A 23,772-nucleotide genomic window follows, 5' to 3' on the forward strand; every position below is an offset into this window, starting at 1 on the left:
CCCCGTCTGCCGCCCCGCCCCGCGCTCCCCATCGTTCGACGTTAGCCACGCGCGCGGGCCCGTATGCATGCGTCGATGACACGAAACACGGTGGGGCGGGTACGTAGGTTCGCATGACACCTGAGCGTCCCGACCCGGTGATTCCGGACTCGGTGGTCCCCGGCCCGGTGGTTCCCGCCGTGCCGACCGCCACGTACCGGCTGCAGCTGCAGCCGGAGTTCCCCTTCGGGGCCGCCGAGGCGGCCGTGCCGTATCTGGCCTCGCTCGGCGTCTCGCATCTGCACCTGTCGCCCGTCCTGGAGGCCGTCCCGGGCTCGACGCACGGCTACGACGTGGTGGACCACGCGCGCGTGCGGGCCGAACTGGGCGGCGAGGAGGGGCTGCGCTCCCTGGCGCGCACCGCGCGGGAGCACGGCCTGGGCCTCGTCGTGGACATCGTGCCGAACCACATGGCCATGGCCCCGCGCCACAACCGCCCCCTGTGGGAGGTGCTGCGCGAGGGCCCCGAGTCGCCGTACGCGCGATGGTTCGACATCGACTGGGACGCCCAGGGCGGCCGGCTGCTGCTGCCGGTGCTCGGGGATCGGCTCGGCGCGGAAATCGACCACTTGAAGGTCGACGGCGACGTACTGCGCTACTACGACCACGTGTTCCCGCTGCGCGAGGGCACCGCGAAGCTGCCGCTGCCGCAGCTCCTCGACGCGCAGTGGTACCGCCCCGCGTGGTGGCGGCTGGCCCGCACCGAGCTCAACTACCGCCGGTTCTTCAGCATCTCGGAGCTCATCGGAGTGCGCGTCGAGGACCCGGAGGTGTTCGCGGCGACCCACGCGAAGATCCTGGAGCTGCTCGACGACGGCGTGGTCGAGGGGCTGCGCATCGACCACCCGGACGGTCTCGCGGACCCGGACGCCTATCTGCGCCGCCTGCACGCAGCGACCGGAGGCCGCTGGACGGTGGTCGAGAAGATCCTCGCGGACGGCGAGCCGCTGCCGGCCGCGTGGCCCGTCGCGGGCACCACCGGCTACGACGCGCTGCGGCACATCGACGGCCTGTTCACGGACCCGGCGGGCGCGGGCGAACTCCTCGGCCAGTACCGGCGGTTCGCGGCCCCGCAGGCCGACCGGGGCGGCCACTGGGGAGCGACGGTGCGCAGGGCGGCGTACAAGGTGGTCACGCACGAGCTGGCCACGGAGATCGACCGCCTCACGCGCGAGGTGAGCGAGGTGTGCGCCACGTCCGCGGACCCGGCGTCGCGCGATCACGCCCCCTGGGCCCTGGGCACCGCGCTGCGGGAACTCCTCGTACGCCTTGAGGTGTACCGGCCCTACCCCTCCACCGACGCCTCCCTGGTGGTGACCGAGGAGGCCGCCGACGAGGCCCGGGCGGTCTTCGCGGTGCCCGAGGAGGCACACGCCGTGGATGTCGTACGGGACCTGGTGACCGGGCGGGCCGGTGACGGGCCCGGACACACGGAGTTCCGGGCCCGGTTCGCGCAGACCTCGTCCGCCCTGCGGGCCAAGTCCGTGGAGGACACGGCGTTCTACCGCTATGTGCCCCTGCTGTCGGCGAACGAGGTGGGCGGCGCCCCGGGCGGTCCGGCCGTGTTCCCCGAGGACTTCCACGCCTACTGCGCGCGCGTGCAGCGCGACTGGCCCGCCACCGGAACCGTCCTGTCGACGCACGACACGAAACGCAGTGCCGACGTACGCGCGGCCCTCTCGGTGCTCACCCAGTGCCCCGAGCGATGGGCCGATGTCCTGGCGGAGGTGACGCGCGACGGCACGGGTGTGCCCGACCCGCAGCTGGCGTGGGCCGCGTGGCAGACGGTGTTCGGACTCGGCCCGGCCTCCGAGGAGCGTGTCCAGGGAGCCCTGTTGAAGCATGTCAGGGAGGCCGGACTGCACACCGCCTGGACCGAGCGGAATCCCGGGTACGAGGACACGGTCGCGGCGTTCGTCGCCGAAGGTCCGTGCGGGGCGCCCGGACGGCGCGTGGCCGACTTCCGGGCCTCCCTGGCGCCGCATGTGCGGGCGAACGTCCTGGGGGCCGCTCTGGTCCATCTGACGATGCCCGGGGTGCCGGACGTCTACCAGGGAACGGAGGGCGAGTACCTCGCGCTGGTGGACCCGGACAACCGGCAGCCGTTCGCGCCGCAGGAGTCGCAGGAGTCGCAGGAGACCCAACAGCCCCAGGAGCCCCAGGAGCCCCAGGAGCCCCAGGAGCCGCGAGGGCACCCCTCGGAGAAGGCGGCGCTGACCACGGCCGCGCTGCGACTGCGCGGGCGGCGCCCGGCCGTCTTCGGCGATTCGGCGACGTACGCGCCGCTGTCGGCAACGGGCCCGGGCGCCGCGCACTGTGTGGCGTTCGTCCGGTCCGCAGAGGTGGTCACGGCCGTCACGCGGATGTCGCTGCGGCTGGCCGACGCCGGCGGCTGGCGCGACACCCGTCTCGTGCTCCCCGAGGGGCGCTGGATCGATGTGCTCTCGCCAGAGCGGGAGTTCACCGGGCACGCGCGCGTGGCGGAGCTTTTCGAGCGGTTGCCCGTGGTGCTGCTGGAGCGGGTCAGCGCAGGCGCACCAGCAGGGTCCGGGGCGAGCGGCTGACCAGGCCCTCCGGAGCGGGCCGGAAACCAGGGGCCCAGCGGAGGTCGGGCAGGGCGGTCAGCAGGGCGTGCAGGCCGTGTTCCGCCGTGAGCCGGGCGAGCGGGGCACCCGGGCAGAAGTGCCGTCCGGAGCCGTACGCGAGCTCTCCCGGGTCGGCGCGGAAGGCGTCGTAGCGGTCCGGGTCGGCGAACCGTGCCGGGTCACGGCCGGCGGCGCCCAGCAGACACGCCACGGTGGCGCCCTCGGGAATCGGACCCACCCGTTCGACGGCCTGGCGCGCCACGACGTGCAGTGGCGGATCGCGGCGCAGCGACTCGGCCCAGGCGCCGGCCGTCAGCTCGGGGCGGGCACGGATCACCCCCAACTGGCCCGGGTGGTCGAGCAGATTGGCGAGGAACGACGCCAGCGCCCGTGCGGTCGCCTCGCCGCCCGCGCCCAGCAGCGTCCCGGCCAGCCCCGCCACGGCCTCGTCGGACAGCGGGCGCCCGTCCGCCCGGGCCGTGCACAGCGCGGACAGCAGATCGGCGCCCGGGTGGGCGCGGCGGCGGGCGATGTACGGGCGCAGGAAGGCGTCGAGTTCGGGGTGGTGGCCGCCCAGGTGGTCGAGGCCCGTGCGGCACCACGCGTGCACGCGTGCGGTGTCCTCGTAGGGCAGCCCGAGCGCGGCTACGGCCGCCGCGGTGGGCAGCCAGTGGCAGAACTCGGCGACGAGATCGGCCTCCCTGCGGGCGGCGAGGCGGCGGGCGAGGACGTACGCCGTGCGTGCGACACCCGCGGTCAGGGCGGCCAGCGCGCGCCCGCGGAACGCCGCTGAGACGAGGGCGCGGTGCGCGCTGTGCGTGCCGCCCTCCAGGTGGGTCAGGGTGCGTCCGGGAGGCGGAGCGACGAGTCGCGGGTCCGCGAGCGCGGCGCGCACATCGGCGTACCTGCTGACCAGCCAGGCACCGAACGGCTCGTCGTACACGAGCGGGTGGCGCTCGCGGAGGGTCCGGTACAGCGGGTACGGGTCACGCTCGGTTCCGGGCGCGAGCAGGCTCGGCGGCACCGACGGGCTCACCGGGCGCGGGCTGGGTGGCTCGAACCGGCTCAGCGGCGTGAAGGGGGTCTCCGGGGGGAGCGGGCTCGGTGGCGCGGACGGGTTCCGTGCTCCGATCCCTGGGGGTGCCGACAGCAGCCGTACGGGCGGCGGTCCCGTCGGCGTGGCAGCGGGCGCGCCTTCGCCCGGAAGGCCGTGAGGACACAGCACCGCCGGCCTCCCACCTCGGATGTGCGCGCAGGACCCGCGCGCGGTTGTTCCCAGCCGACCACCGCGGCCTCCGGTCCGCAGTCCCCGTACACCCGAACGGGTGAAACGGGCGCCACTCCGTGGGAGGCCACTCCATAAGGCCCGTCTCCGTAGAGCCGTCTCTGAAAGGCCCGTCTCCGTAGAGCCCCTCTCCGTAAAGCCATGAACGTGCGGACGGGCGCCCAGCTGCTCCACGCCGAGGTCCTGGACGACGCGTGCCGGTCGGCTGCCCGGCCCGTGGCGCATCCCCCGCGGAGCCGACGGAGACTCCCCCTCTGACGGTGCACACCCCCCTGCCAGCGGTAAATGCCACATGGCGCCCCCTGGAGCCGCCCCGTCATCTCCTTGACAGTTCACTCAGTCCGTGGAGTACTGCCAAAAGCGACGCAGGGCGGACAAGTCGGGGGTGAGTCTCCTGCCGGAGTTGCGCTACCCCAGTGTGACCGAAATCGTCTCGTCCGCCCGGGCGTTGGCGGCTCACCGACCCGGCCTGTGCGTCCTCAGACAAGTGGGCGTCTCGCGCGCGGGCAGGCCCCTCCACCTGTTGTCCGTCGGCCACGCGCGGCGCGCGGTCCTCGTCGTGGCGGGCGCCCACGCGAACGAACCGACGGGCGGTTCGACCCTGCTGGCCCTGGCCGAACGCGCACTGCACGAGCGGGAGTTGCGGGACGGGACCTCCTGGCATTTCCTGCTCTGCGCGGACCCGGACGGGGCGAGCCTCCATGTGACGCCGGCGCCGCGCACCCTGCTCGACTACCACCTGGGTTTCTTCCGTCCGGCCGGGCCCGAGCAGCCCGAGTGGTCGCCGTCCGTCCTGCCCCCCGACCGGCTGCCGCCGGAGACCCGCGCCCTGACCCGGGTCATCGACGAACTGCGGCCCTACCTCCAGGTGACGCTGCACGGAACCGATCTGGGCGGCAGCTGGGTACAGCTGACCAAGGACATCCCAGGGCTCGCCGAGCCGTTCGCCAAGTCCGCGGCGGAGTTGAACATCCCGGTGGAGACGGCCGCGTCGGACGCCGCGGGCTGGCCCGCCTCCGGGCCCGGGGTGCATGTCATGCCGGCGCCCGGCTCGGACACGGCGTACCCGAGCATGCCCGACGACGCGCGGCACAGCACCTGGTACCACGCCCACCTGTACGGCGGTCTGACCGCCGTCGTCGAGGTGCCGATGTGGGCCAGCGACCTGGTGGACGATCCGGCGCCGCACCCCGCCCCGACGGCGGCGATGCGGCGTCTGGCGCGCCGGCTGCTGCGTGACGCACTCCAGGTGGAGGCGGTGCTCGCGGAGGCGCTGCCGAGGCTGCCGGGCCCCGACGGGCCGCTCCTGAGGGCCGCCAAGTGGGCGCTGGCACTGGTGCCCGGCCTCGCCGACGACTGGGTCCAGACACCGCCTCCGGACACGACGATGGCGTACGTCGGCAGTGTCGACGCGTTCGGCCGCCGGCTCCCGCTGCGGGCCGCCGCGATGCTGCTGCGTGTCCTTCAGGAGGCCGACGACCGCGAGGCGGCGCGTCTCGAACGCCTCGTGGCCGTCTGGAGCGAGGCCTTCGCGGAACGGTTCCGCGCCCGCTGGGTGCCGCTGGAGCACCAGGTCGAGCACCAGGCCCGCACGGTACTGGCGGCGGCCCGGCACGCGCGCGACAACGCGGCGTGAGGGCTGTCCCGAGCCTCAGCGCTACAGCGCGAACACCGCTCCCGTCTCGGCTCCCATCACGCAGGAGTTCGAGAACGTGTGGGTGTACTCGACCCGGCGGCCGTCCCATACGCCCCGCGCCGAGGCCGTCACCGGGGCGTAGATCAGGGGGCACAGGACGTCTGCCCTGGGTGGGATCCGGTCAATGTCGCCCCCGGCGGCACGGAGTTCCTCGCAGGCCTCCTCCGCGTGCGCGTGTCCCTGGGGCGGGTCGCAGAGCAGCAGGGTGCCGCGGGTGTCGCTGGACCGGGCGTCGCCGTGGGTGACGGTGAGGTAGAGCCCGTTGCCGGGGATCGACTCCTGGGCCGCCGCCGCGTGGGCCGGGGCCGCACCCGTCGTGAGGAGCGCGACCGAGGCCAGCAGACCGGCACGTACCGCTCGAAGGGTCTTCGTCATTCCGGGTGCGTTCGTCGTTCCGGGTGCGTTCGTCGATCCGGGTGCGTTGGTCGATCCAGGTGCGTTCGTCATTCCTGATGCATCGGCACCGCGGCCTGCGAACCCCACCCGGACTCACCCGAACGGGAGTGCACGGGCGCGTGCCGCCCGGCGAGTTCGAACGCGGCGAGCACCACGCGCGCCTGGTACTCGACCTGGCGGGCGACCGGGATCCAGCGCGCCCCGCAGCCGTCGCGGTAGTCGGCGCACCACTCGTCGATGAGCCGGTCGAGCTCCGGCAGCACGCCATGCTGGTCGCGCTCGGAGCCGGTCACGAGCTGGTGCAGCAGCCCGGCCGTGCGCAGCGCGACCCGGCGTCCCGCGAGGCGCAGCGCCGTCAGGCGGGCCGTGTCGAGCGGGGGCAGGGGGCGCGCGTCGGGGTCGTATGTGTCGGGGTCCCAGGAGTCGGCGAGCCCGGGGCCGACCAGTAAATAGTCGTCGACGGGCGCGAGGAGGCAGGCCACGTCCGGGGAGGTGCCGAGGCCGGACCGCACGCGCGCGAGGATGCCCTCCAGGAGCCGTGTGTCGTGGCGCAGCGTACGGCTGACAGTGCGCAGCATCGCGTCGGCGTCGGCGGGCCGCGCGGGGTCCTCCACGGCCGGGACACCCCACATGGGGGCCTCGACGACGGCCGTCACCGTGCCGTAGGGGTGCGGGTGGAACCAGGTGGACTCGACCGCGGCTTCCGTGATGGCGGCGGCCAGGTCTCCCCTGTGGGGCGGTGGGATGCGGTAGACGGCGGGCCCGAGCATCGGCCAGTACAGAGTGTCGTACGGGCCGAGTTCGCGCGGGATGCCGAGGCGCGCGGCGGTGTGCGCGACGCGCTGGGCGAGCCCGGGCAGCTCTCGGGTCAGCTCGACGAAGGCGCCGCCGACGTCGACACCGTGCAGGGAGCACTGCAGGAAGGGCCGCAGTTCGTCCTGGAGGCCGAGGAGGGCGCGGGTCTCGGGCAGAACGGCGCCGTCCGCGCCCTCGGGCAGCCATTCGGGCTGTTCCAGGAAGCCGGGCCGGAAGAAGTGCCGGAAGTAGTGGCCGAGGGTGTACGGGCCCGACAGCCAGGCCTCGTTGCGGCGGGCGGCGTCCGGGTCGAGGCAGAGCAGCAGGTTCCAGGTGGCGTCCGCCCCCTCGGTCAACCGGGGGTCGGCGAGCGCCCGTTCGGCGAGGCGCAGGGCCGTGGCGCCGCCGACGGGTTCGTTGGCGTGCGGTCCGGCGACGACGAGGGCCTGGCGGCTGCCGTGCCCGACGGACAGGAGCAACAGCGGCGTGCCCGCCCGTGAGGTGCCGACGCGGCGCAGCCGGGCGTCCCGCGGACGGCGGGCGACGAGCGCGGCCGCACGGGCTCCCAGTTCGTCCACAGTCGGGTAGCGGAGGAGTGGCGGCAGGGCACACCTCCACTTATGTGGTGCCGTCGGTTCACCTGATGTGCATGGTGTACGCACAGTCAGTCACGGCTCTTGGGGTACGTCAACACCACGGAACGTAAGGGATGTTGACGACGCCGGTGTGTGAAACCCAGGCCAAAGGTCGGCGGGGCCGTGGCTCAGTCGGACGCGAGGCGGAACATCATCCGCCCGAAGCCGATCTGGTCGCCGTCCTTGACGACGGCGGCGCCGATGACACGCCGTCCGTTGACCGTGGTGCCATTGGTCGAGCCGAGGTCGCGCAGCACCCACCGTCCGCCCTGCCGGCTCAGCTCGGCGTGCACCCGGGACACCGTCTCGTGGTTGAGCCGCAGTCCGCTGGCGGGGTCGCGGCCGATGCGCAGCGGGTACGGGTTGCCCGGGTGGGGCAGTTGCAGCTTCGGGAGCCGCTCGGCCTGCCAGGCCCTGCGCAGCCGTACGGTGAAGCCGGAGACCGCCTCCACGGTGCCGAACACCAGTTTCGACCAGCGGCCCTCGGTGGGCAGGTCGGCGGTGAGCACGGCCAGTTCGTCCGGCATGCGGGCGGCGAGCGCCAGCTCCATGCGGCGGATGAACGTGTCGTGCGAGAGGCGGCCGAGGGCGACGCCGTCACGGAGCGACTTGAGCGCCCGGTCGCGCTCCGCGTCGGACAGCCGCGCGGGGTACGTGTGGAACTCGAAAGACGACGTCACGCTCGTGATTGTCGGGCAGCGAGAGCGGGGTGTCCAGAAAACAAGGAAACGGCCACTGCGGCCGATCGGAGCGTTCCTACCGGCAAACGCGCGGCAAACACGCGGCAAAAGGGTGGATTCGAAAGCGAATTGATCTCCCGTGAAGCACCATGGACGGGCTAGGTCACGGTGAGCTGACAAGGGGGAACCGTCTGTGCGGTTCGATGTGTGGGCACCGCAGTCCGACCGGGTGACGCTCCATTGCGCGGGCACCACGCGCGCGTTGGAGCGCGATCCGGAGCGAGCCGGGTGGTGGACGGGCGACGCGGACGCGCAGGACGGGACGCGGTACGGGTTCGCGCTGGACGACGGGCCCGTGCTGCCCGATCCCCGTTCACGGCGGCAGCCGGACGGTCCCGACGGGCTGAGCGCGGTGGTCGACCAGACGCGCCATGCCTGGCGCACCGAGTGGGCGGGGCGCCCGCTGCCCGGCGCGGTCCTGTACGAGCTGCACGTGGGGACGTACACACCCGAGGGCACGCTGGACGCGGCCGCCGAGCGGCTCGGCCATCTCAAGGAACTGGGCGTCACACACGTCGAGTTGATGCCGCTGTGCCCGTTCCCGGGGCGGCACGGCTGGGGGTACGAGGGTGTGTCGCTGTGGGCGGTGCACGAGCCGTACGGCGGCCCCGAAGCGCTGAAGCGCTTTGTCGACCGGGCGCACGGGCTCGGTCTGGGCGTCGTCCTCGACGTCGTGCACAACCACCTCGGGCCGTCCGGCAACCATCTGCCCGCGTTCGGGCCGTACTTCACGGACACCCATCAGACGCCCTGGGGCTCCGCCGTGAACCTGGACGCGCCCGGTTCGGACGAGGTGCGCGCCTATCTCGTCGGCAGCGCACTGGCGTGGCTGCGCGACTACCGGCTCGACGGGCTGCGCCTGGACGCGGTGCACGCGCTGCGCGACACGCGCGCGGTGCACTTCCTGGAGGAGCTGTCGACGGCCGTGGACACGCTCGCCGACGACCTCGGCCGGCCTCTGTTCCTGATCGCCGAATCGGATCTGAACGACCCTCGGCTCGTCACGCCCCGCGAGGAGGGTGGTCTCGGGCTGCACGCCCAGTGGAACGACGACTTCCACCACGCCCTGCACACCGCGCTGACAGGCGAGGCGCAGGGCTACTACGCGGACTTCGCACGGGCCCCGTTCACGGCGCTCGCGAAAACGCTGACGTCCGGCTTCTTCCACGACGGCACGTACTCCAGCTTCCGTGGGCGACGTCACGGACGGCCGCTCGACCGCACGCGTGTGTCGGCGCACCGCCTGCTCGGCTACGCCCAGACCCACGACCAGATCGGCAACCGCGCCCAGGGCGACCGGCTCTCGGCCTCCCTCTCCCCCGGGCTGCTGGCCTGCGCCGCCGCGCTGACGCTCACCGCGCCCTTCACGCCGATGCTGTTCATGGGCGAGGAGTGGGCCGCGGGCACACCCTGGCAGTTCTTCACCGATCACACCGATCCCGAGCTCGCGGAGGCCGTACGGCGGGGCAGGCGCCGGGAGTTCGCGGCGCACGGCTGGGCCGAGGGGGACGTCCCCGACCCGCAGGACCCGGCGACCCGGGACCGCTCCTGTCTCGACTGGTCGGAACCCGAAAAGGCACTCCACGCGCGCGTGCTGGCCTGGTACCGCGACCTGATCGCCCTGCGCCACCGCCAGGCCGACCTCTCGGACCCCGATCTCGCGGCGGTCAGGGTCGCCCACGACGCGCAGGCCCGCTGGCTGGCCCTGCGGCGCGGTGACGTCCGGGTGGCCGTCAACCTCTCCAAGGCGACCGCGGCGATCCCCCTCGGCATCCGCCACGCACGCGTGCTGGCCGCCTGGGAACCGGTCGAAGCGCCGGGCGCGGACGGGGTGTTGAACGTGCCGGGCGAGTCGTGTGTGGTGCTGACCCAGGCGTAGGCGTAGGCGTTCACGTAAAGGCTTACGCAAGCGTTTACGGCGCCTCGTCCGGCCCGCCGTCCCGCAGGTCGGTGACCCGCTCCAGCAGGATCGCCTCCCAGGCGCGGCGCAGTTGTGTCTCCAGCAGTGGGACGGGGCTGTCGTCGCGGCCCTGGAGGCGGTCTGCGAGGCGGATCACCGTGTCGCAGCGGGACAGCCACAGGCCGCGCAGACAGGGACGGGCGCCGTACCCGGCGAGCGTGGCGGCGCGTACGGCCGCGGGGGCGCCGACGGCGATCGCGAGCCCGGCGATGTCCTCGGCGGGGTCGCCGATCACCGTGCCGGTCCAGTCGAGGACGCCGCGCACCCGCCCGTCGGCGCTGACCACGAGGTGTTCGCCCTTGAGGTCGTGGTGCACGAGCACCGCGGCGCCGGGCTGTGCGGCGAGCTGGACGGCGGCGGGCGCGGTGAGCTGGGCGAGGCGCGCGGGGTCGAACTCGTCGGCGGCGGCGAGCTCCTCGGCGGCGTGTGCGGCGGCCGTCCGCAGCTCCTCCAGGGAGCGCGGCGCGGCGCGCGGGACGCCGAGCGACTCGGCCTGGCGTACGGGCACTTCGCGCAGTCCGGTGAGCAGTCCCGCGAGGTCGGCCTCGCCGACGGCCGAGACGTCCTGCTCCTCGCCGGAGACGCCGGGCAGTCTGTTGTCGAGGGTGCAGCTCAGTCCGCTCGCCCATTCGCCCTGCGCGACGCTCACCGGGACCGCGATCCCGATGTGCGGGCGGACCAGGTCACGCAGGCGCAGTTCGCGGCGCTGGCGTACGGAGGCCTCCCGGTCCTGGGCGAGCCGCAGCACATGGCGCGTGCCGACCCACCAGGTGGAGTGCCCGCCGCCCTCGTGGACGGGCCGCACATCGGGTCCCCCGCCCGCCGCGGCGGCATCGGCGAGCAGCGAACGGACCAGTCGGCGGACGGTGTCCGCGGTCGGTGTCGGTGCCTGGGTCATGGTCGCGCCCTTGTCGTTCGGGGGCGTGGGCGGAGCTGCTGCCGCACGGTCGGGTCATGCACGTCAGTCGACGATCACCAGCTCGCGGGAGGTGGTGTTGAGGCGGCGTCCGCCGTCCTCGGTCACCGTCACGATGTCCTCGATGCGCACCCCGAAGCGGCCGGGCAGATAGATGCCGGGCTCCACGGAGAAGCACATTCCGGGGACGAGGGGCTGTCGTTCGCCCTCGATCATGTACGGCGGTTCGTGGGTGGTGACGCCGATGCCGTGCCCGGTGCGGTGGATGAAGTAGTCGCCGTACCCGGCGTCGGTGATGACCGCTCGGGCCGCGCGGTCGACGTCCTGGCAGGCGGCACCGGGCCGCACCGCACGGAAGCCGGCCTCCTGGGCGGCGCGCACGATGTCGTGCACCTTGCGCTCCTCGTCGTCGGGTTCGCCGACGTGGACCGTGCGGGAGGTGTCGGAGCCGTAGCCCTCTTTGAGGCCGCCGAAGTCCAGGACGACCATGTCGCCGCGCTCGATGACACGGTCGTCGGCCTCGTGGTGCGGGTTGGCGCCGTTGGGGCCCGAGGCGACGATGGTGAAGTCGACCTGGGAGTGCCCGAACCGCCGCAGCAGACCGGCGACGTCGGCGGCCACCTCGGTCTCCCTGCGGCCGGCGAAGGGAACCTTCCGGATCTCCTCGAACGTTGCGTCCGCGGCCGCCCCGGCGGCCGCCAACCGCTCCAGTTCCGCCGCGTCCTTCACGGCCCGCAGCATCGGCAGGGCCTCGGTGAGGGCGGTGTAGCGGGTGTCCGGCAGCCGCTTCTGGAGGCCGAGCAGGTGCAGGGCCCAGGCGTTGTCGCTGACTCCGAAGCGGCCCGCGCGGTCGAGGAGGGACGCGGCCGCCTCGTACGGGTCCTTGCCGTCGGTCCAGTCGCGCAGCGTCAGCGCGGGCGCGCCGACCGCCTTGGCCGCGTCGGGGGCCTCCAGGGTGGGCACGACGAGGACAGGGTCCTGTCCGGCCCTCAGCACCAGCAGGGTGAGCCGCTCGGTCTCCACGGGCCGATAGCCCGTCAGCCACACCAGGTCGGGCCCGGGCGCGACCAGGACGCCGTCGAGCCCGGCGTCCGCGGCGGCCTCGGCCGCGCGCCGCATACGGGCCTCGTAGTCACCGGCCGTGAAGGGCGCGGGCGTGGCGGTCATGCATGCCTCCGTCTGTCCGGAGTTCCCCAGGGGGCTACGGGCAGCATCCTGCCCTTCCGGTGAGGCACGCGCGAGCCGGTTACCTCCGCCGCGTCAGCTCTCCAGGGCGAGGCGGGCGCCCAGGAGGAGCAGTACGCCTCCGGAGACCTGCTCCAGTCGTCGGCGGACACCGGTCCGGGACAGTACGGCCTTCATACGGCCGACGAACCACACGTACAGGCCGTAGTAGCCGACCTCGTAGACAGCCCAGAGCGCGGCGAGGCCGACCATGGAGGGCAGCTGTGGGGCACCCTCCGGCACGAACTGCGGCAGGAAGGACATCGCGAAGATGGCCGCCTTGGGGTTGGCGAGGTTGAGGAGCAGCCCGCCCCGATAGGAGGCCCAGCCGCTCTTCTCCGCGCCCTCCCAGCCACCTCCGTCCACGGCCCCGTTGGAGCGGCGCGCCTGCCGGAGCGTCTGGACGCCGAAGCCGACGAGTACGACGGCGCCGACGATCCGCATGACGTCGTACGCCATCTCGGAGGCGGCGAGCAGCGCGGTGAGGCCGAACGCGGCGACGACGCCCCAGATGAAGACGCCGGTCTCGTTGCCGAGCACGGTCAGAAAGCCGGACCGCCGGCTGCGCAGCGACTGCTTGATGATCAGCACGGTGCTCGGGCCGGGCGAGGCCGCGATCAGGGTGCAGGCGCCGAGGAAGGCGAGAAGGGTGCTCAGCATGCGGCCATCGTGGCGTGCCGCCTTTCGTGCACCAACTCCTTTTCCGACGCCAGCGGCCGGCCCGTTCCGGTTTCGTGCGGCGTGTCCCTATCCAGCCGCCAGCCTAACGGTTGAGCGTTGCCCTGCCGTTAGCACTAATGCTTAGATGAGCGTGTTCCATTAGGGCAACGAGGGGATGAGCATGCTCGTACTGGCGCACATCAGCGACCTCCATCTGGACGGGACCGAGCGGGCCACGGAGCGGGCCGAGCGCGTGCGCGACCGGCTGTGGGAGCTGCCCGGGAAGGTGGACGCACTGCTGGTGACCGGGGACATCGCGGATCACGGCGCGGAGGCGGAGTACGAGGAGGCGGCCCGCATGCTCGGGCTGCGCGACGGCGGGGCCCCCTTCCCCGTACTCACCTGCCCGGGCAACCACGACAGCCGCGCGCCCTACCGCAAGGCGCTGCTCGGACACCCCGCGGCCGAGGGGCCGGTCAACAGCGTCCACGTCTTCGACGAGGCGGCCGTGCTGATGTGCGACTCCAGCATTCCGGGCCGGGACGAGGGGGAGTTCGACAGGGAGACGTACGCCTGGATCGAGGCGACGCTCGCCGAACTGGACGGCAGCCTTCCGGCGCTGCTCGCCTTCCACCACCCGCCGGTCGCACTCCACCACCCTCTGCCGGACGCGTACCAGCTGGGCCAACCGCGTTCCCTGGCCGCACTGCTGGAGCGCAGGCCCGAGGTCGTCGGGCTCATCACCGGCCACGCGCACACGCCCGCGGCGACCACCTTCGCCGGACGGCCGCTGGTCGTCGGCCCCGGTGTGACGTGGACGCTACGGCTGCCCTGGGAGGGCGAGGGTGCCGCGGACCGGGATGCTCCTCCTGGGTTCGCGTTCCATGTGCTCGACGACGAGCGACGGTTGACGAGCCACTTCAGGGTCGCCTGAAGGGCGACGCAAGAGCGATGGCTCTCACGTCACGACCCCGGGAACCACGGACAGTTGCTGACGACCGCCGTTCGCGTGCCGCACGGTGAAGGTGACGGCGCGTCCGGGACGCGCGGCGGCGACGGCCCCCGCCAGTTCGGCGGCCGATGCGATCCGGCTCCCGCCGAAGGCGATCAGGACATCGCCGCGGACCAGACCCGCGGTGTAGCCCGGGCCGGGCACGTGGACACCGACGACGAGTGCGCCCGCGTCCTTGACGGCATCGACGGCCTCGACCCCGAGGGTTGCCCGCACGGGCTCCTCCGAGGGGGTCGGACCGCCCGCGCCGGGCGCCGACTTGGAGTCACCGGCCTGGGGCGTGCCGGAGGTCCGCCCCGGCTTCCCCGCCGCGCCTTGCTCCGCGGCCTGCTTCTGAAGGTCCGCCAGCTTGCTCATGCCGATCACCGTGGCGCCCACGGTGCCGAGCCCGACACCCGACAGGACCAGCACGGCCCCGACGAAGAGGCTGAACAGCAAAGTCATCAACCGTTTGCCGCGCCTCCGTGCGGCATGCGGGCGCCGGGGGTCGGCGGACGGACGGCCGCCGCCGCCCGGTTCCTGACCGGGCATCGGCTTGGGACGCAACGCGGTCTGTTCCATGGGTCGCCTCCGGCAGATGCTCTACGGACCGCCTCCGGCCCTTGCTCTACCCGGCGCCCCGGCGCGCGACGATTCACGAACGAGTGAGACTGTCACACGCGTTCGAGAAGTCCGTCCGCCATCGTCGCCGCCGCTCCCCGCAGCGACGCGCCGTGCACCAGCTCGACGCGGTGCACGACGCGTGGCGCCACGAGCGGGACGGCCACCGCTCCGGGCACGCCGGCCGCCGCCGTACACGGCAGCAGGGTCAGGCCGTGTCCCGCGGCGGCCAGCGCGGTGAGGGTGCGGAGGTCGGTGCCCTCGTAGCGCAGGGCCGGGCGGAAGCCACCGCCGCCGTTCGCGGCACGGAGGTGGGCCAGCGGCAGGCCCGCGCCGGGGGCGTCCAGCCAGCGGGCGTCGACCAGGTCGCCGAGGCGCAGTCCCGTGCGCCGGGCGAGCGGATGGGCCCGCGGCAGCAGTACGCAGACCGGCTCCTCGCCCGCGCTGTGCGTGGTCAGCGGCGCCACGTCGGGCAGCCGGAGGGGGTCGCTGGGCGCGGCGAGACCGTCGACGAGGCCCAGGTCCGCGGTTCCGGTGGCGACCGCCGCGGGGATCTCGTCGCGGGCCAGCACGCGCAGGGTCACGCCGGCGGCGGGGAGCGCCGCGAGAGTACGCGGTCCGAGCGCGGTCGGCGCGACGGCGAGCGTCAGTCCGTGCTCGGGTGCCGCCGCCATCCGGGCGACGTCGGCGCGGGCCGCGTCCAGGCGCAGCAGCAGCGGTCCCGCGTGTTCGAGGAGCCGCTCGCCCGCCGCGGTCGGTGTGACGGGGCGCCGGGTGAGCAGAGACGTGCCGAGGTCCTGCTCCAGCGCGGCGATGTGCTGGGACACGGCGGACTGGGTGTAACCGAGCTCGCGCGCGGCCTCCGAGAAGGACGCGAGCCGCGCCACGGTGACGTACGTACGCAGGAGATGCGGGTCCATGCGCTCCAGGATGCCGCACGTCATCAGCGTTGCTTATCGAGGATGCAGAAATCATCGTTGGACGTGAACTACGGGGCGCGCCCAGGATGAACGGCATGACCACGAACACCGCGAACGCCTCCACGAACGACGTCACCGCCGGCTCGGCGCGGACCGCCCGGATCGCCCTGGTCGGCGACCGCTCCCCGAACGTCGTCTCGCACACCCGCATCCCGCTCCTGCTCGACGCGCTCGCCACCCGCGACCGGATCGTCCTGGACGCCTACTGGATCCCGTCCGAGGACGCCGAGGACGAGGAGGCGGTACGCGGCTTCGACGCCGTATGGGTGCTGCCCGGCAGCCCGTACCGCAGTGAGGCGGGAGTGCTCACGGCGGTCCGCACCGCACGCGAGGACGGCATCCCGTTCCTCGGCACGTGCGGCGGCTTCCAGCACGCGCTCCTCGAATACGCCCGCAACGTGTGCGGTCTCACGAAGGTCGCGCACGCCGAGAACGACCCCGACGCCGACGACCTCCTCATCGAGCCGCTCGCCTGCTCCCTCGTGGGCCACGAGGCCACGGTCGTCGTCGAACCGGACTCGCTCGCCCAGTCGGTGATCGGCTCCGAGCGGACGGTCGAGCGCTACTTCTGCGCGTACGGGCCCTCCCGCCACCTCGACACCCTGCGTGCGCACGGGCTGCGCTTCAGCGGGCACGACGAGGACGGGCACCTCCGGATCGCCGAACTTCCCGGCCACCCCTTCTACTTGGCCACCCTCTTCCAGCCGGAGCTGTCCGGGGACGGCTCGCGTCCGCATCCGATCGTGCGGGCGCTGGCCCGGGCCGCCGTGGCCCACGCGGCCGGCGCGCGACAGAGCCTGCCCGTGTGACCCTCACGACAGCCGCGTCCGGGCGCGGACTCCGCCGTTGTCAGTGGCGGCTGTTACTTTCTGTGACATGACCGATCACGCCCTGCGGCTGCTCCAGGAGAACCCTCACCTGGCCGAACTGGCCGCGTTCCCCTTCAACTTCGACATGGCCCGCGCGGACCACGTCGAGGACGTCAGGCTGGCCTCGGACGGCCCACTGAAGCCGATAGCCGGGGACGACACGGGCGGTACGTATTTCGTGTGCGCGGACGGTTCCGTGCTGTACGCCGATTCCGAGGGCTCGGCCGGGATCATCGGGGACAGTGTCGACGAGGCGCTGGAGATCCTGGTCGGGCTGCCCGGCTGGCACGACTACGTGGACCTCGCGCCGAGCGACGGCGAGGAGAAGATCCTCGCCGCGATCGCCGAAACGGAGGAGGAGATCCGGGAGTACCACGGGATCGACGCCGAGCGGGACGAACTCCGGGCCGCGCTGGGGCTGCCCGTGCGCTCGCCCGTGGAGCTGATCGGCAGGCTGCACGCCGCGCTGTTGCGCACCGAGCCCGACTTTCTGCTGCTCAACGGGGTGGAGGGGTGTGCTTACAGCCTCCTCGACCGGCACCCCCGCCCGCCGCTGTGGGAGACGGTTCTCGCACCGGGCCGTGCCGATCTGGCGCTGCTGCGAGAGGGCTCGTCGTGGGACGAGGTGGCCCGGGACCGGGGGCGCCGCGCACTCGCCCTGCACGCCGCCCAGTACGACCGCCAGGACAACGATCTGGCGCTGCTGCGCCACCTGCTGAAGCACGAGGCGGAGGCGTCGATGACCGACGAACTGCGGCTCGCCGCCGTCCTGGTGGGGCTGCACGGCCTGGCCGAGGACCTGCCGCTGCTGTACGAGGTCCGCGAGACGACATACGACACCTGGTGCGGCCTCGGCGGCATGCCGGAGCCGGGGGCGAGCGGGGAGGAACTGCGGGAGTGGGCTCTGGGGCTCGACGACTCGCTCTTCGGCACCGACCCTTCGGACGAGCCGTTGCTCACCTGGACCGGCCTGGCGCTCGAACAGGGGATGGCCGAGTTGGCCCGCACCGCCCTGATCCGCCTGCTGGACGACATCGACTTCGGGGGGCGTCGCTACGACGCAATGCCGCCGAAGAGACGAGACGCACACCCGCTCCGCGCACTGCCCTACGCGTTCGAGGAGTTGGGCGACGCCTTCCAGGCACTGCGCGCCCAGCGCCTCTACTCGCGCCTCCAGGACACCGCGCAGGACCGCGTCTCGGCACTCCTGACCCTCACCCGGATGGAGCGGGAGGGGCATCAACTCCGAGAAGCCATAGGCACCTTGGCGCGGTTGCGCGACACACTGGCCAAGCCCGCCGATGACACCCTGCGGCACTGGCGCGGTACCAACCTGGGTGCGTTCATCGTCGAGGAGCACCACGAGGTGGTCCGCGCCGCCTCGGCCGACGCGAGCCTCGCCGAGGAGGTCCGCGAGGTCACCCGGGCCGCCGCGGAGATCCTCGCGGAGCTCTCCGAAGCGGCCCGGGCGAGCGTCAGACAGCGGCCGATACCGGAGTCCCCGGCCGGCTGAACGGCAGCGCGGGCACCCTGTCCGGTACGAATCCGTGGGCGCGCCGGGCCAGGTCCGCCGCGCCGTAGCGGTGGCAGTCCTGGTGCCACTTCAGGATCCCGGCCAGCCAGTTCTGCAGCTCCACGACATAGCCCTCCATGATCCCGCGCACCTCCTCGGAGAGCTTGAAGTCCTCGTACAGGATGGGCAGTTCATGGGCGGCGACGTGCTGGAACTGCTGCATGCGCTGGGTCATCAGGTCGTGGATGATGCCGAGCGCGGTCGGGTAGTCGCAGCCGAAGAAGTTCTGCACGACGAGAATGCCGTTGTGGACCTCGCCCTCGTACTCGATCTCCTTCTGGTACGAGAAGACGTCGTTCATGAGCATCGCGTAGTCCATCGCCGCGTTCTCCAGCGAGCGGACGGGACCGCTGCGGTAGACCTCGGGCGGAACCTTTCGGCCGTGGCTCAGACGGCACAGGCTCATGGTGAGCTCGGAGCCGAACGTGGCGCGGCGCATCTCCAGGTAGTCGACGGGGTCGGGGATGCGGTGCTGGATCTGGTTGGACAGCTCCCACAGCCAGCTCTCCGTCATCACATCGACCGCGGCCCGGAACTGTCGTCGCTCGTCCGGGGTCATCCCCGCGGCCGTGCGCTGCCAGAGGTCGATGAGGCCGCGCTCCATGCCGTTGACCGCGACGGGGACCTCCTCGCCGTCGATGGGCATACAGGCCGAGAGGCGTGCGGTGACCAGCTTGGCGGCGGCCAGGTCGCGACGGTTGCCGAAGACGAGCGGGTAGTAGTCGTCGCCGTAGGTGCCCCAGGCCAGCCACTGGGAGCTGACGTCGAGGCCCTCCGGCGTCGCGTCCGGGTGGATGCCGGCCGCGCACAACGGCAGGTCGTAGGCGGCGAGTTTGTCCTCGTCCCAGACGCCCTCCTGGAGCATGCCCATGGCGTGCATCCAGCCGGTGAGACGGTCGCGGGCGCCCGGCAGATGCGGGCTGAGCGTCACCTCGAACGGCATGGAGAAGTCGGGGAGTTGAGAGGGGCCGACCTTCTGGAAGGGAACATGGGTGTACGAGCGCAGCCGCTCCGCGCCGGCCGCCGAGAGCAGGGCACCGATGTCGACGGCGGACGTGCCGAACGCGGCGACGCCGAAGGGCCGCTCCGCCTCCAGGGCTCCCTCGTTCATATAGCGGCTGGAGCGCAGGTGCCACTCGTGGCCGCCCGACTGCCAGTCCTGCAGGCCCCGCGTGTACGCGGCGACCGCAGCAACCTCGTCCGGGGTGAGGCCCTTCTCCACGGCCAGCGCGGGTACTTCGGTCAGGGCCGTGTGCTCGAACTGGTGGAGCCGCGAGGTGAGGATGTCGTTGACGGTCTCGGCGGCCTCCTGGGTGGTGCAGCCGAAGAAGGTCTCCAGGACGAGGATGCCGTTGCTGAGCTCGCCCTCGTCCTCGACCTCCCGCTGGTAGGAGAAGAGGTCGTTGCGCAGGTGCACACCGTCGGAGAAGGTCTCCATGAGCACCCGCAAGGGCCTGGCTTCGGCGACGGAGGCGGGCACTTCGGAGGTCGCGTACTCGACGAGCCCCGCCGACCAGGGGGCGCCGCCCACCTTGCGGCGCATCTCGATGTACTCGACGGGGTTGGCGATCCGCCCTTCGTTGATGTTGGAGAGTTCCCACAGAGACTCGTTCAGCAGATGCTCGGTGGAGACGGCGAACCGCTCGCGCCACGCCATCGACATCGAGGGCACCGTACGAGCCCACAGATCGGCGAGGCCCGCCTCGACCGGATTCTCTGGCTCCGGTACGGGAGTCGAGAGGTCCAGCGGCATGAAGAGGGGCAGCCGGTCCAGGTAGGCCTTGCCGCCGTCGCGGTCCTGGCTGCGCTTGAAGGTCTCCAGGAAGTGGTCGTCGAAGAAGAAGACCCACACGTACCAGTCGGTGATGAGGGAGAGCGCGGGCCCGTCGCAGTCGGGGTGCGTGTACGCGCACAGCAGTCCGTAGTCGTGCGCGTCGAGGTCGGACTGTTCCCAGATGCCGGAGCCCTCCAGCATGCCCATTCCGCGGGCCCACTCGACGGAATGGGCCCGCGCCTCGTCGAGATGCGGGTTCAGCCGCGCGGGATACGGCATGTAGAAGTGCGGGAGTGCGAACGGCTGCGTCATGGCCGGGGCCCTACCCAGGGCCCTCCGGCGACATCCACGAGCCGGGACATGATCACACCATCGCGTGAATCGATGCCAAAGACACACGCGCAGGCCTGGTGTACGGGCAACGGCCGCCGGTTCCTTGACTGCGGGCCGGTGGGGGCTTGTCGCGCAGTTCCCCGCGCCCCTTTTAGGGGCGCGGGGAACTGCGCAATCTTTTAGCGGGGGTCTGGGGGCGCAGCCCCCAGGGATGGGACGGGTACGGGCGGCGGGGGCGAGGAAGCGGGCCGCTCAGTCGGCGGGAGCCGTCAGTAGCAGTTCCTGCGCCGTCCACTCCAGGGCGTCCGGGAGTGCCTCGGTGGCTACCGGGAACCAGAGGGAGCAGGAGGAGAGGCCGGCCGCCTCCAGCTGGGCGAGTTCGTGGCGGATGCTGCCGGCGGTGGCCCGTTCGCCGCCGAGGGGGCGCCACGGGAGGTCCACCGCGGGCGGGAAACCCGGTGGCAGCAGCAGCGTGCCCGAGGTCAGGGTCAGGGTGTCCGGATCCCGGCCGGCCTCCTTGCCGAGCACCGCGAGACGCTCCCGTACGGCGGTCAGGGCGTCCGCGTCGACCGCCGAACCGTGCCATCCGTCGCCGTACCGCAGCGCCCTGCGCAGGGCCGCGTCGCTCTGCCCGCCGATCCACACGTCGGGGCCACCGGCGGTGCGCGGCCGTACGCCCAGCCGCATTCCCTCGGCCCTGTCCTCCCACAACTCCCTGATGGTGGCCAGCTGTTCGTCCAGCCGCTTGCCGCGCCCGCCGAACGACGCCCCCGCGGCGGCGAACTCCGCCGTGTCCCAGCCGGTGCCGACGCCGAGGGTGAAGCGGCCGCGCGAGAGGCGGTCGAGGGTGGCGGCCTGGTGGGCGAGGACGACGGGGTTGTAGAGCGGCAGGATCAGGACGCTGGTCACCACCCGGATCCGTTCCGTCGCGCCCGCGATCGCCGACAGCAGCACCAGCGGGTCCGGAGTCACCCCCAGGTCACCGGCGAGGAGGTGGCTCCCGGCGATGAGGTGGTCGAAACCCAGGCGCTCTGCGGTCCGGGCGGTCTCCAGGACCTCGTCGAGCTCGCTCTCCCGCCCGGGCCACAGCCGGTGCGGGCCCACTCCGATACGCATCCCTCAGTTCCTCTCACTCGCGGCCAGTGCGTTCCGTGTCCGCGTCACCTGCTCCGCCAGCCGCTCGCGCAGCTGCCGCAGTGCGCCGATGCGCCGGTCCAGCTCGTCGAGCCGGTCGGTGGCGGTCTGCAACGCGCCTTCGCACAAGGGGAGTTGGCCGAGCGGTTCGTTCAGACATCCGTTGTCCAGCGGCTCACGGATGTCGTCGACGGTCAGGCCCGCCCGCAGCAGGCCCTGGATGTTGGCGGCGCGGGTCACGGCGGACTCGTCGTAGTCCCGGTAGCCGTTGGCCGCCCGTTCGGCGCGCAGCAGGCCCTGCTGCTCGTAGTACCTGAGTGACCGAGTGCTGACGCCGGTTCTGCGGGGCAGCTCCCCGATGCGCATGTCGATGGAATCCCTTCGCACGCCGCGACGCTACGACCTTGACACTAGCGTCAGGGTCAACACCGCGGCGCCGTGTCCTCCCCCTTGCCGACCCGCGCCCGCCCGGTCACCGTGGTCGCATGACCTCCTTCGTGCTCCCCCATGAAGTGCACGGCGACGGCGCCCACAAGGTGTTCGCCGTGCACGGCTGGTTCGCCGACCGGTCCGCGTACGCGGCGGTGCTGCCGGATCTCGACCGCGAGACGTTCCAGTACGCGCTGGTCGATCTGCGCGGCTACGGGGAGGCGAAGGACGCGGTCGGCGCGTACACGACCGCCGAGGCCGCCGCCGATCTCGCCGAGCTGGCGGACCGGCTCGGCTGGGAGCGGTTCTCGGTGATCGGTCACTCGATGGGCGGTGCCGTGGCCCAGCGCCTGCTGGCCCTCGTCCCGGACCGGCTGCGCCGTCTGGTCGGCGTCTCTCCGGTGCCCGCGTCGGGGCTGCCGATGCCCGCGGATCAGTGGGAACTCTTCGCCGACGCCGCGCACAAGCCGGAGAACCGGCGCGCCATCATCGACTTCACGACCGGCAGCCGCCGTCCCGCGGTCTGGCTCGACCGGATGGTCGCGCGCTCGATCGCCCTGAGCGACGCGAAGGCGTTCCGTGCCTGGCTGGACTCCTGGGCCGGGGAGGACTTCCATGCCGAGGTCGAGGGGGCCAGGGTGCCCGCACTGGCCGTGACGGGCGCGCTGGATCCCGCGCTCTCGGCGGCCCTGATGCGGGAGACCTGGCTGAGCTGGTACCCGGGCGGCGAGGTGCACGAGTTGCTCGGGGCGGGCCACTACGCGATGGACGAGACCCCGCTGGAGTTGATCCGCGTCGTGGAGGCCTTCCTGCGCGATGACGGCGACAGCGACGGGGTAGGCGAGGGCGAGCAGGCGTGAGCGTCGCACGACGGACCGCGCCGCCCGTGCCGGACGTCTTCGATCCTCGGCGGTACGCCAATGGGGTCCCCCACGCCGCGTACCGAACGCTCCGCGACCATCACCCGGTCGCCTGGCAGGACGAGCCCGACGTGCTCGGCTGGCCGGCGGGACCGGGGTTCTGGGCGGTCGCCCGGCACGCGGACGTGGTCCGGGTGCTGAAGGACTCGGCAACGTACTCCTCGTATCTCGGAGCGACCCAGATCCGCGATCCCGACCCGGACGATCTGCCGTTCATCCGGCGCATGATGCTCAATCAGGACCCTCCGGATCACGGCCGGTTGAGGCGGCTGGTCAGCCGGGCGTTCACGCCGCGGCGCGTCGACCGCTTCGAGTCGGTCGTGCGCGAGCGGGCCCGTACGCTGCTCGGGCGGGCGGTGGAGCGGGCCCGCGCGGGCGACGGCACCTGCGACCTTGTCGCCACCGTCACCGACGACTACGCCCTGCTGAACCTCGCCGACCTGCTCGGCGTGCCGGAGGGCGACCGGGGGCTGCTGCTGCACTGGACGCAGCGCGTCATCGGCTACCAGGACCCCGACGAGGCGGGCGAACCCGTGCTCGACGGGCGTGGCCGGCCCGTCAATCCGCGCTCCCCGGCGATGCTGCGGGACATGTTCGCGTACGCGCGGAAGCTGGCCCTCCACAAGAGGAACCATCCCGGCGACGACGTGCTGACCACCCTCGCCACCGACTCCGAACTCGCCCCCGCCGAGCTGGAGATGTTCTTCTTCCTGCTCACGGTCGCGGGCAACGACACCGTACGCAGCGCGGCTCCCGGAGGCCTGCTGGCGCTGGCGGAGCATCCGGACGCGTACGAGGAACTACGCGTGGGCCGCGTCCAACTCGGCACAGCGGTGGACGAGTTGTTGCGCAGGCATCCTCCCGTCCTCAGCTTCCGCCGTACGGCGGCCGTCGACACCGAGCTGGCCGGGCAGCGTATCCGCGCGGGCGACAAGGTGGTCGTCTTCCACGCCTCGGCCAACCACGACGAACGCGTCTTCACCGACCCGCACCGGCTCGACCTGGCCCGGAGCCCGAACCCGCACGTCTCCTTCGGCGACGGCCCGCACGTCTGCCTCGGCGCGCACTTCGCCCGCCTGCAACTCCGTGTGCTGTACGAGGAGACCGTGCGAGCCCTGCCGTCCCTCCGGACCGCCGGGCCTCCTCGCCATCTCGTCTCGAACTTCATCAACGGCCTCAAGTCACTGCCAGTTCAGGTGACTTGAGGCCGCAGACAC

At 72.5% G+C, this 23,772-nt stretch carries 20 protein-coding genes; 8 read left to right on the forward strand and 12 right to left on the reverse strand.

The features are described from left to right. Positions 1–113 precede the first annotated feature (113 nt). Positions 114–2,603, forward strand: coding sequence for a malto-oligosyltrehalose synthase (gene treY / locus OIC96_RS10725; protein ID WP_330308076.1), 2,490 nt, complete (start codon positions 114–116; stop codon positions 2,601–2,603). On the opposite strand, the gene OIC96_RS10730 is transcribed toward treY, so the two are convergent. Then, complete coding sequence (locus OIC96_RS10730; RefSeq protein ID WP_330308075.1) at positions 2,563–3,660, reverse strand: cytochrome P450; 1,098 nt, start codon at positions 3,658–3,660, stop codon at positions 2,563–2,565. The two genes, treY and OIC96_RS10730, sit on opposite strands and share 41 nt — an antisense overlap. A 634-nt stretch (positions 3,661–4,294) precedes the next feature. On the opposite strand from OIC96_RS10730, the gene OIC96_RS10735 reads away from it, so the two are divergent. Further along, on the forward strand, positions 4,295–5,545 hold the full coding sequence (locus OIC96_RS10735; RefSeq protein ID WP_330308074.1) for a M14 family zinc carboxypeptidase: 1,251 nt from the start codon (positions 4,295–4,297) through the stop codon (positions 5,543–5,545). A 21-nt stretch (positions 5,546–5,566) separates the two neighbouring features. Here the strand turns inward: OIC96_RS10735 and OIC96_RS10740 are convergent, their stop codons facing one another. The 3 genes from OIC96_RS10740 to OIC96_RS10750 all read right to left on the reverse strand — a co-directional run bounded on the left by OIC96_RS10740 (position 5,567) and on the right by OIC96_RS10750 (position 8,111). Next, positions 5,567–5,980 carry a subtilase-type protease inhibitor gene (locus OIC96_RS10740; protein ID WP_330308073.1) on the reverse strand — a complete coding sequence of 138 codons (414 nt, stop codon included), beginning with the start codon at positions 5,978–5,980 and terminating at the stop codon, positions 5,567–5,569. A gap of 68 nt (positions 5,981–6,048) precedes the next feature. After that, positions 6,049–7,374, reverse strand: a complete 1,326-nt coding sequence (locus tag OIC96_RS10745; RefSeq protein ID WP_330308072.1) for a M14 family zinc carboxypeptidase — start codon at positions 7,372–7,374, stop codon at positions 6,049–6,051. Between the two features lie 185 nt (positions 7,375–7,559). Then, positions 7,560–8,111, reverse strand: a complete 552-nt coding sequence (locus tag OIC96_RS10750; protein ID WP_330308071.1) for a DUF1707 and FHA domain-containing protein — start codon at positions 8,109–8,111, stop codon at positions 7,560–7,562. A 193-nt stretch (positions 8,112–8,304) separates the two neighbouring features. On the opposite strand from OIC96_RS10750, the gene treZ reads away from it, so the two are divergent. Beyond that, positions 8,305–10,050 (forward strand): malto-oligosyltrehalose trehalohydrolase, encoded by a 1,746-nt coding sequence (gene treZ, locus OIC96_RS10755; RefSeq protein ID WP_330308070.1) that lies wholly within the window; start codon positions 8,305–8,307, stop codon positions 10,048–10,050. Positions 10,051–10,084: 34 nt separating this feature from the next. Here treZ and OIC96_RS10760 read toward each other — a convergent pair whose 3' ends face one another. From OIC96_RS10760 to OIC96_RS10770, 3 genes are all read right to left on the reverse strand, one after another. Next, positions 10,085–11,029 carry an aminoglycoside phosphotransferase family protein gene (locus OIC96_RS10760; protein WP_330308069.1) on the reverse strand — a complete coding sequence of 315 codons (945 nt, stop codon included), beginning with the start codon at positions 11,027–11,029 and terminating at the stop codon, positions 10,085–10,087. A 63-nt stretch (positions 11,030–11,092) separates the two neighbouring features. Beyond that, on the reverse strand, positions 11,093–12,214 hold the full coding sequence (locus OIC96_RS10765) for an aminopeptidase P family protein (protein ID WP_330308068.1): 1,122 nt from the start codon (positions 12,212–12,214) through the stop codon (positions 11,093–11,095). A 93-nt stretch (positions 12,215–12,307) separates the two neighbouring features. Further along, positions 12,308–12,931: a LysE family translocator gene (locus OIC96_RS10770; protein WP_330308067.1), complete on the reverse strand. Its 624-nt coding sequence runs from the start codon at positions 12,929–12,931 to the stop codon at positions 12,308–12,310. 181 nt (positions 12,932–13,112) lie between these two features. Between OIC96_RS10770 and OIC96_RS10775 the strand changes: the two genes are divergently transcribed. Next, on the forward strand, positions 13,113–13,865 hold the full coding sequence (locus OIC96_RS10775) for a metallophosphoesterase (RefSeq protein ID WP_330308066.1): 753 nt from the start codon (positions 13,113–13,115) through the stop codon (positions 13,863–13,865). Positions 13,866–13,889: 24 nt separating this feature from the next. Here the strand turns inward: OIC96_RS10775 and OIC96_RS10780 are convergent, their stop codons facing one another. Together OIC96_RS10780 and OIC96_RS10785 are read right to left on the reverse strand one after the other, a co-directional pair. After that, a complete protein-coding gene (locus tag OIC96_RS10780) occupies positions 13,890–14,504 on the reverse strand; it encodes a S1C family serine protease (RefSeq protein WP_330308065.1) in 615 nt (204 codons plus the stop codon). A 92-nt stretch (positions 14,505–14,596) separates the two neighbouring features. Then, a complete protein-coding gene (locus OIC96_RS10785) occupies positions 14,597–15,463 on the reverse strand; it encodes a LysR family transcriptional regulator (RefSeq protein ID WP_330310326.1) in 867 nt (288 codons plus the stop codon). Between the two features lie 95 nt (positions 15,464–15,558). Between OIC96_RS10785 and OIC96_RS10790 the strand changes: the two genes are divergently transcribed. After that, positions 15,559–16,332 (forward strand): CTP synthase C-terminal region-related (seleno)protein, encoded by a 774-nt coding sequence (locus OIC96_RS10790; protein ID WP_330308064.1) that lies wholly within the window; start codon positions 15,559–15,561, stop codon positions 16,330–16,332. 67 nt (positions 16,333–16,399) lie between these two features. Continuing rightward, positions 16,400–17,905, forward strand: a complete 1,506-nt coding sequence (locus OIC96_RS10795; RefSeq protein WP_330308063.1) for a hypothetical protein — start codon at positions 16,400–16,402, stop codon at positions 17,903–17,905. On the opposite strand, the gene cyc2 is transcribed toward OIC96_RS10795, so the two are convergent. The 3 genes from cyc2 to OIC96_RS10810 form a co-directional block, all read right to left on the reverse strand. Continuing rightward, positions 17,868–20,051: a germacradienol/geosmin synthase Cyc2 gene (gene cyc2, locus OIC96_RS10800; protein WP_330308062.1), complete on the reverse strand. Its 2,184-nt coding sequence runs from the start codon at positions 20,049–20,051 to the stop codon at positions 17,868–17,870. The two genes, OIC96_RS10795 and cyc2, sit on opposite strands and share 38 nt — an antisense overlap. A 273-nt stretch (positions 20,052–20,324) precedes the next feature. Further along, positions 20,325–21,188 (reverse strand): TIGR03619 family F420-dependent LLM class oxidoreductase, encoded by an 864-nt coding sequence (locus OIC96_RS10805; protein ID WP_330308061.1) that lies wholly within the window; start codon positions 21,186–21,188, stop codon positions 20,325–20,327. A 3-nt stretch (positions 21,189–21,191) separates the two neighbouring features. After that, entirely contained in the window at positions 21,192–21,593 is a 402-nt protein-coding gene (locus OIC96_RS10810) for a MerR family transcriptional regulator (RefSeq protein WP_330308060.1), read from the reverse strand. A gap of 98 nt (positions 21,594–21,691) precedes the next feature. On the opposite strand from OIC96_RS10810, the gene OIC96_RS10815 reads away from it, so the two are divergent. Together OIC96_RS10815 and OIC96_RS10820 are read left to right on the forward strand one after the other, a co-directional pair. Further along, positions 21,692–22,495, forward strand: a complete 804-nt coding sequence (locus tag OIC96_RS10815; protein ID WP_330308059.1) for an alpha/beta fold hydrolase — start codon at positions 21,692–21,694, stop codon at positions 22,493–22,495. After that, positions 22,492–23,760, forward strand: a complete 1,269-nt coding sequence (locus tag OIC96_RS10820; RefSeq protein WP_330308058.1) for a cytochrome P450 — start codon at positions 22,492–22,494, stop codon at positions 23,758–23,760. The genes OIC96_RS10815 and OIC96_RS10820 overlap by 4 nt, the downstream gene beginning before the upstream one ends. Positions 23,761–23,772 lie beyond the last annotated feature (12 nt).

The organism is Streptomyces sp. NBC_00775, from assembly GCF_036347135.1.
Lineage (GTDB): Bacteria > Actinomycetota > Actinomycetes > Streptomycetales > Streptomycetaceae > Streptomyces > Streptomyces lutosisoli.

Coding starts and splice junctions, on each gene's coding strand:
- treY (WP_330308076.1), top strand. CDS start 114: ATGACACCTGAGCGTCCCGACCCGGTGATTCCGGACTCGGTGGTCCCC.
- OIC96_RS10740 (WP_330308073.1), bottom strand. CDS start 5,980: ATGACGAAGACCCTTCGAGCGGTACGTGCCGGTCTGCTGGCCTCGGTC.
- OIC96_RS10760 (WP_330308069.1), bottom strand. CDS start 11,029: ATGACCCAGGCACCGACACCGACCGCGGACACCGTCCGCCGACTGGTC.
- OIC96_RS10765 (WP_330308068.1), bottom strand. CDS start 12,214: ATGACCGCCACGCCCGCGCCCTTCACGGCCGGTGACTACGAGGCCCGT.
- OIC96_RS10770 (WP_330308067.1), bottom strand. CDS start 12,931: ATGCTGAGCACCCTTCTCGCCTTCCTCGGCGCCTGCACCCTGATCGCG.
- OIC96_RS10775 (WP_330308066.1), top strand. CDS start 13,113: ATGCTCGTACTGGCGCACATCAGCGACCTCCATCTGGACGGGACCGAG.
- OIC96_RS10780 (WP_330308065.1), bottom strand. CDS start 14,504: ATGGAACAGACCGCGTTGCGTCCCAAGCCGATGCCCGGTCAGGAACCG.
- OIC96_RS10785 (WP_330310326.1), bottom strand. CDS start 15,463: ATGGACCCGCATCTCCTGCGTACGTACGTCACCGTGGCGCGGCTCGCG.
- OIC96_RS10790 (WP_330308064.1), top strand. CDS start 15,559: ATGACCACGAACACCGCGAACGCCTCCACGAACGACGTCACCGCCGGC.
- OIC96_RS10795 (WP_330308063.1), top strand. CDS start 16,400: ATGACCGATCACGCCCTGCGGCTGCTCCAGGAGAACCCTCACCTGGCC.
- cyc2 (WP_330308062.1), bottom strand. CDS start 20,051: ATGACGCAGCCGTTCGCACTCCCGCACTTCTACATGCCGTATCCCGCG.
- OIC96_RS10805 (WP_330308061.1), bottom strand. CDS start 21,188: ATGCGTATCGGAGTGGGCCCGCACCGGCTGTGGCCCGGGCGGGAGAGC.
- OIC96_RS10815 (WP_330308059.1), top strand. CDS start 21,692: ATGACCTCCTTCGTGCTCCCCCATGAAGTGCACGGCGACGGCGCCCAC.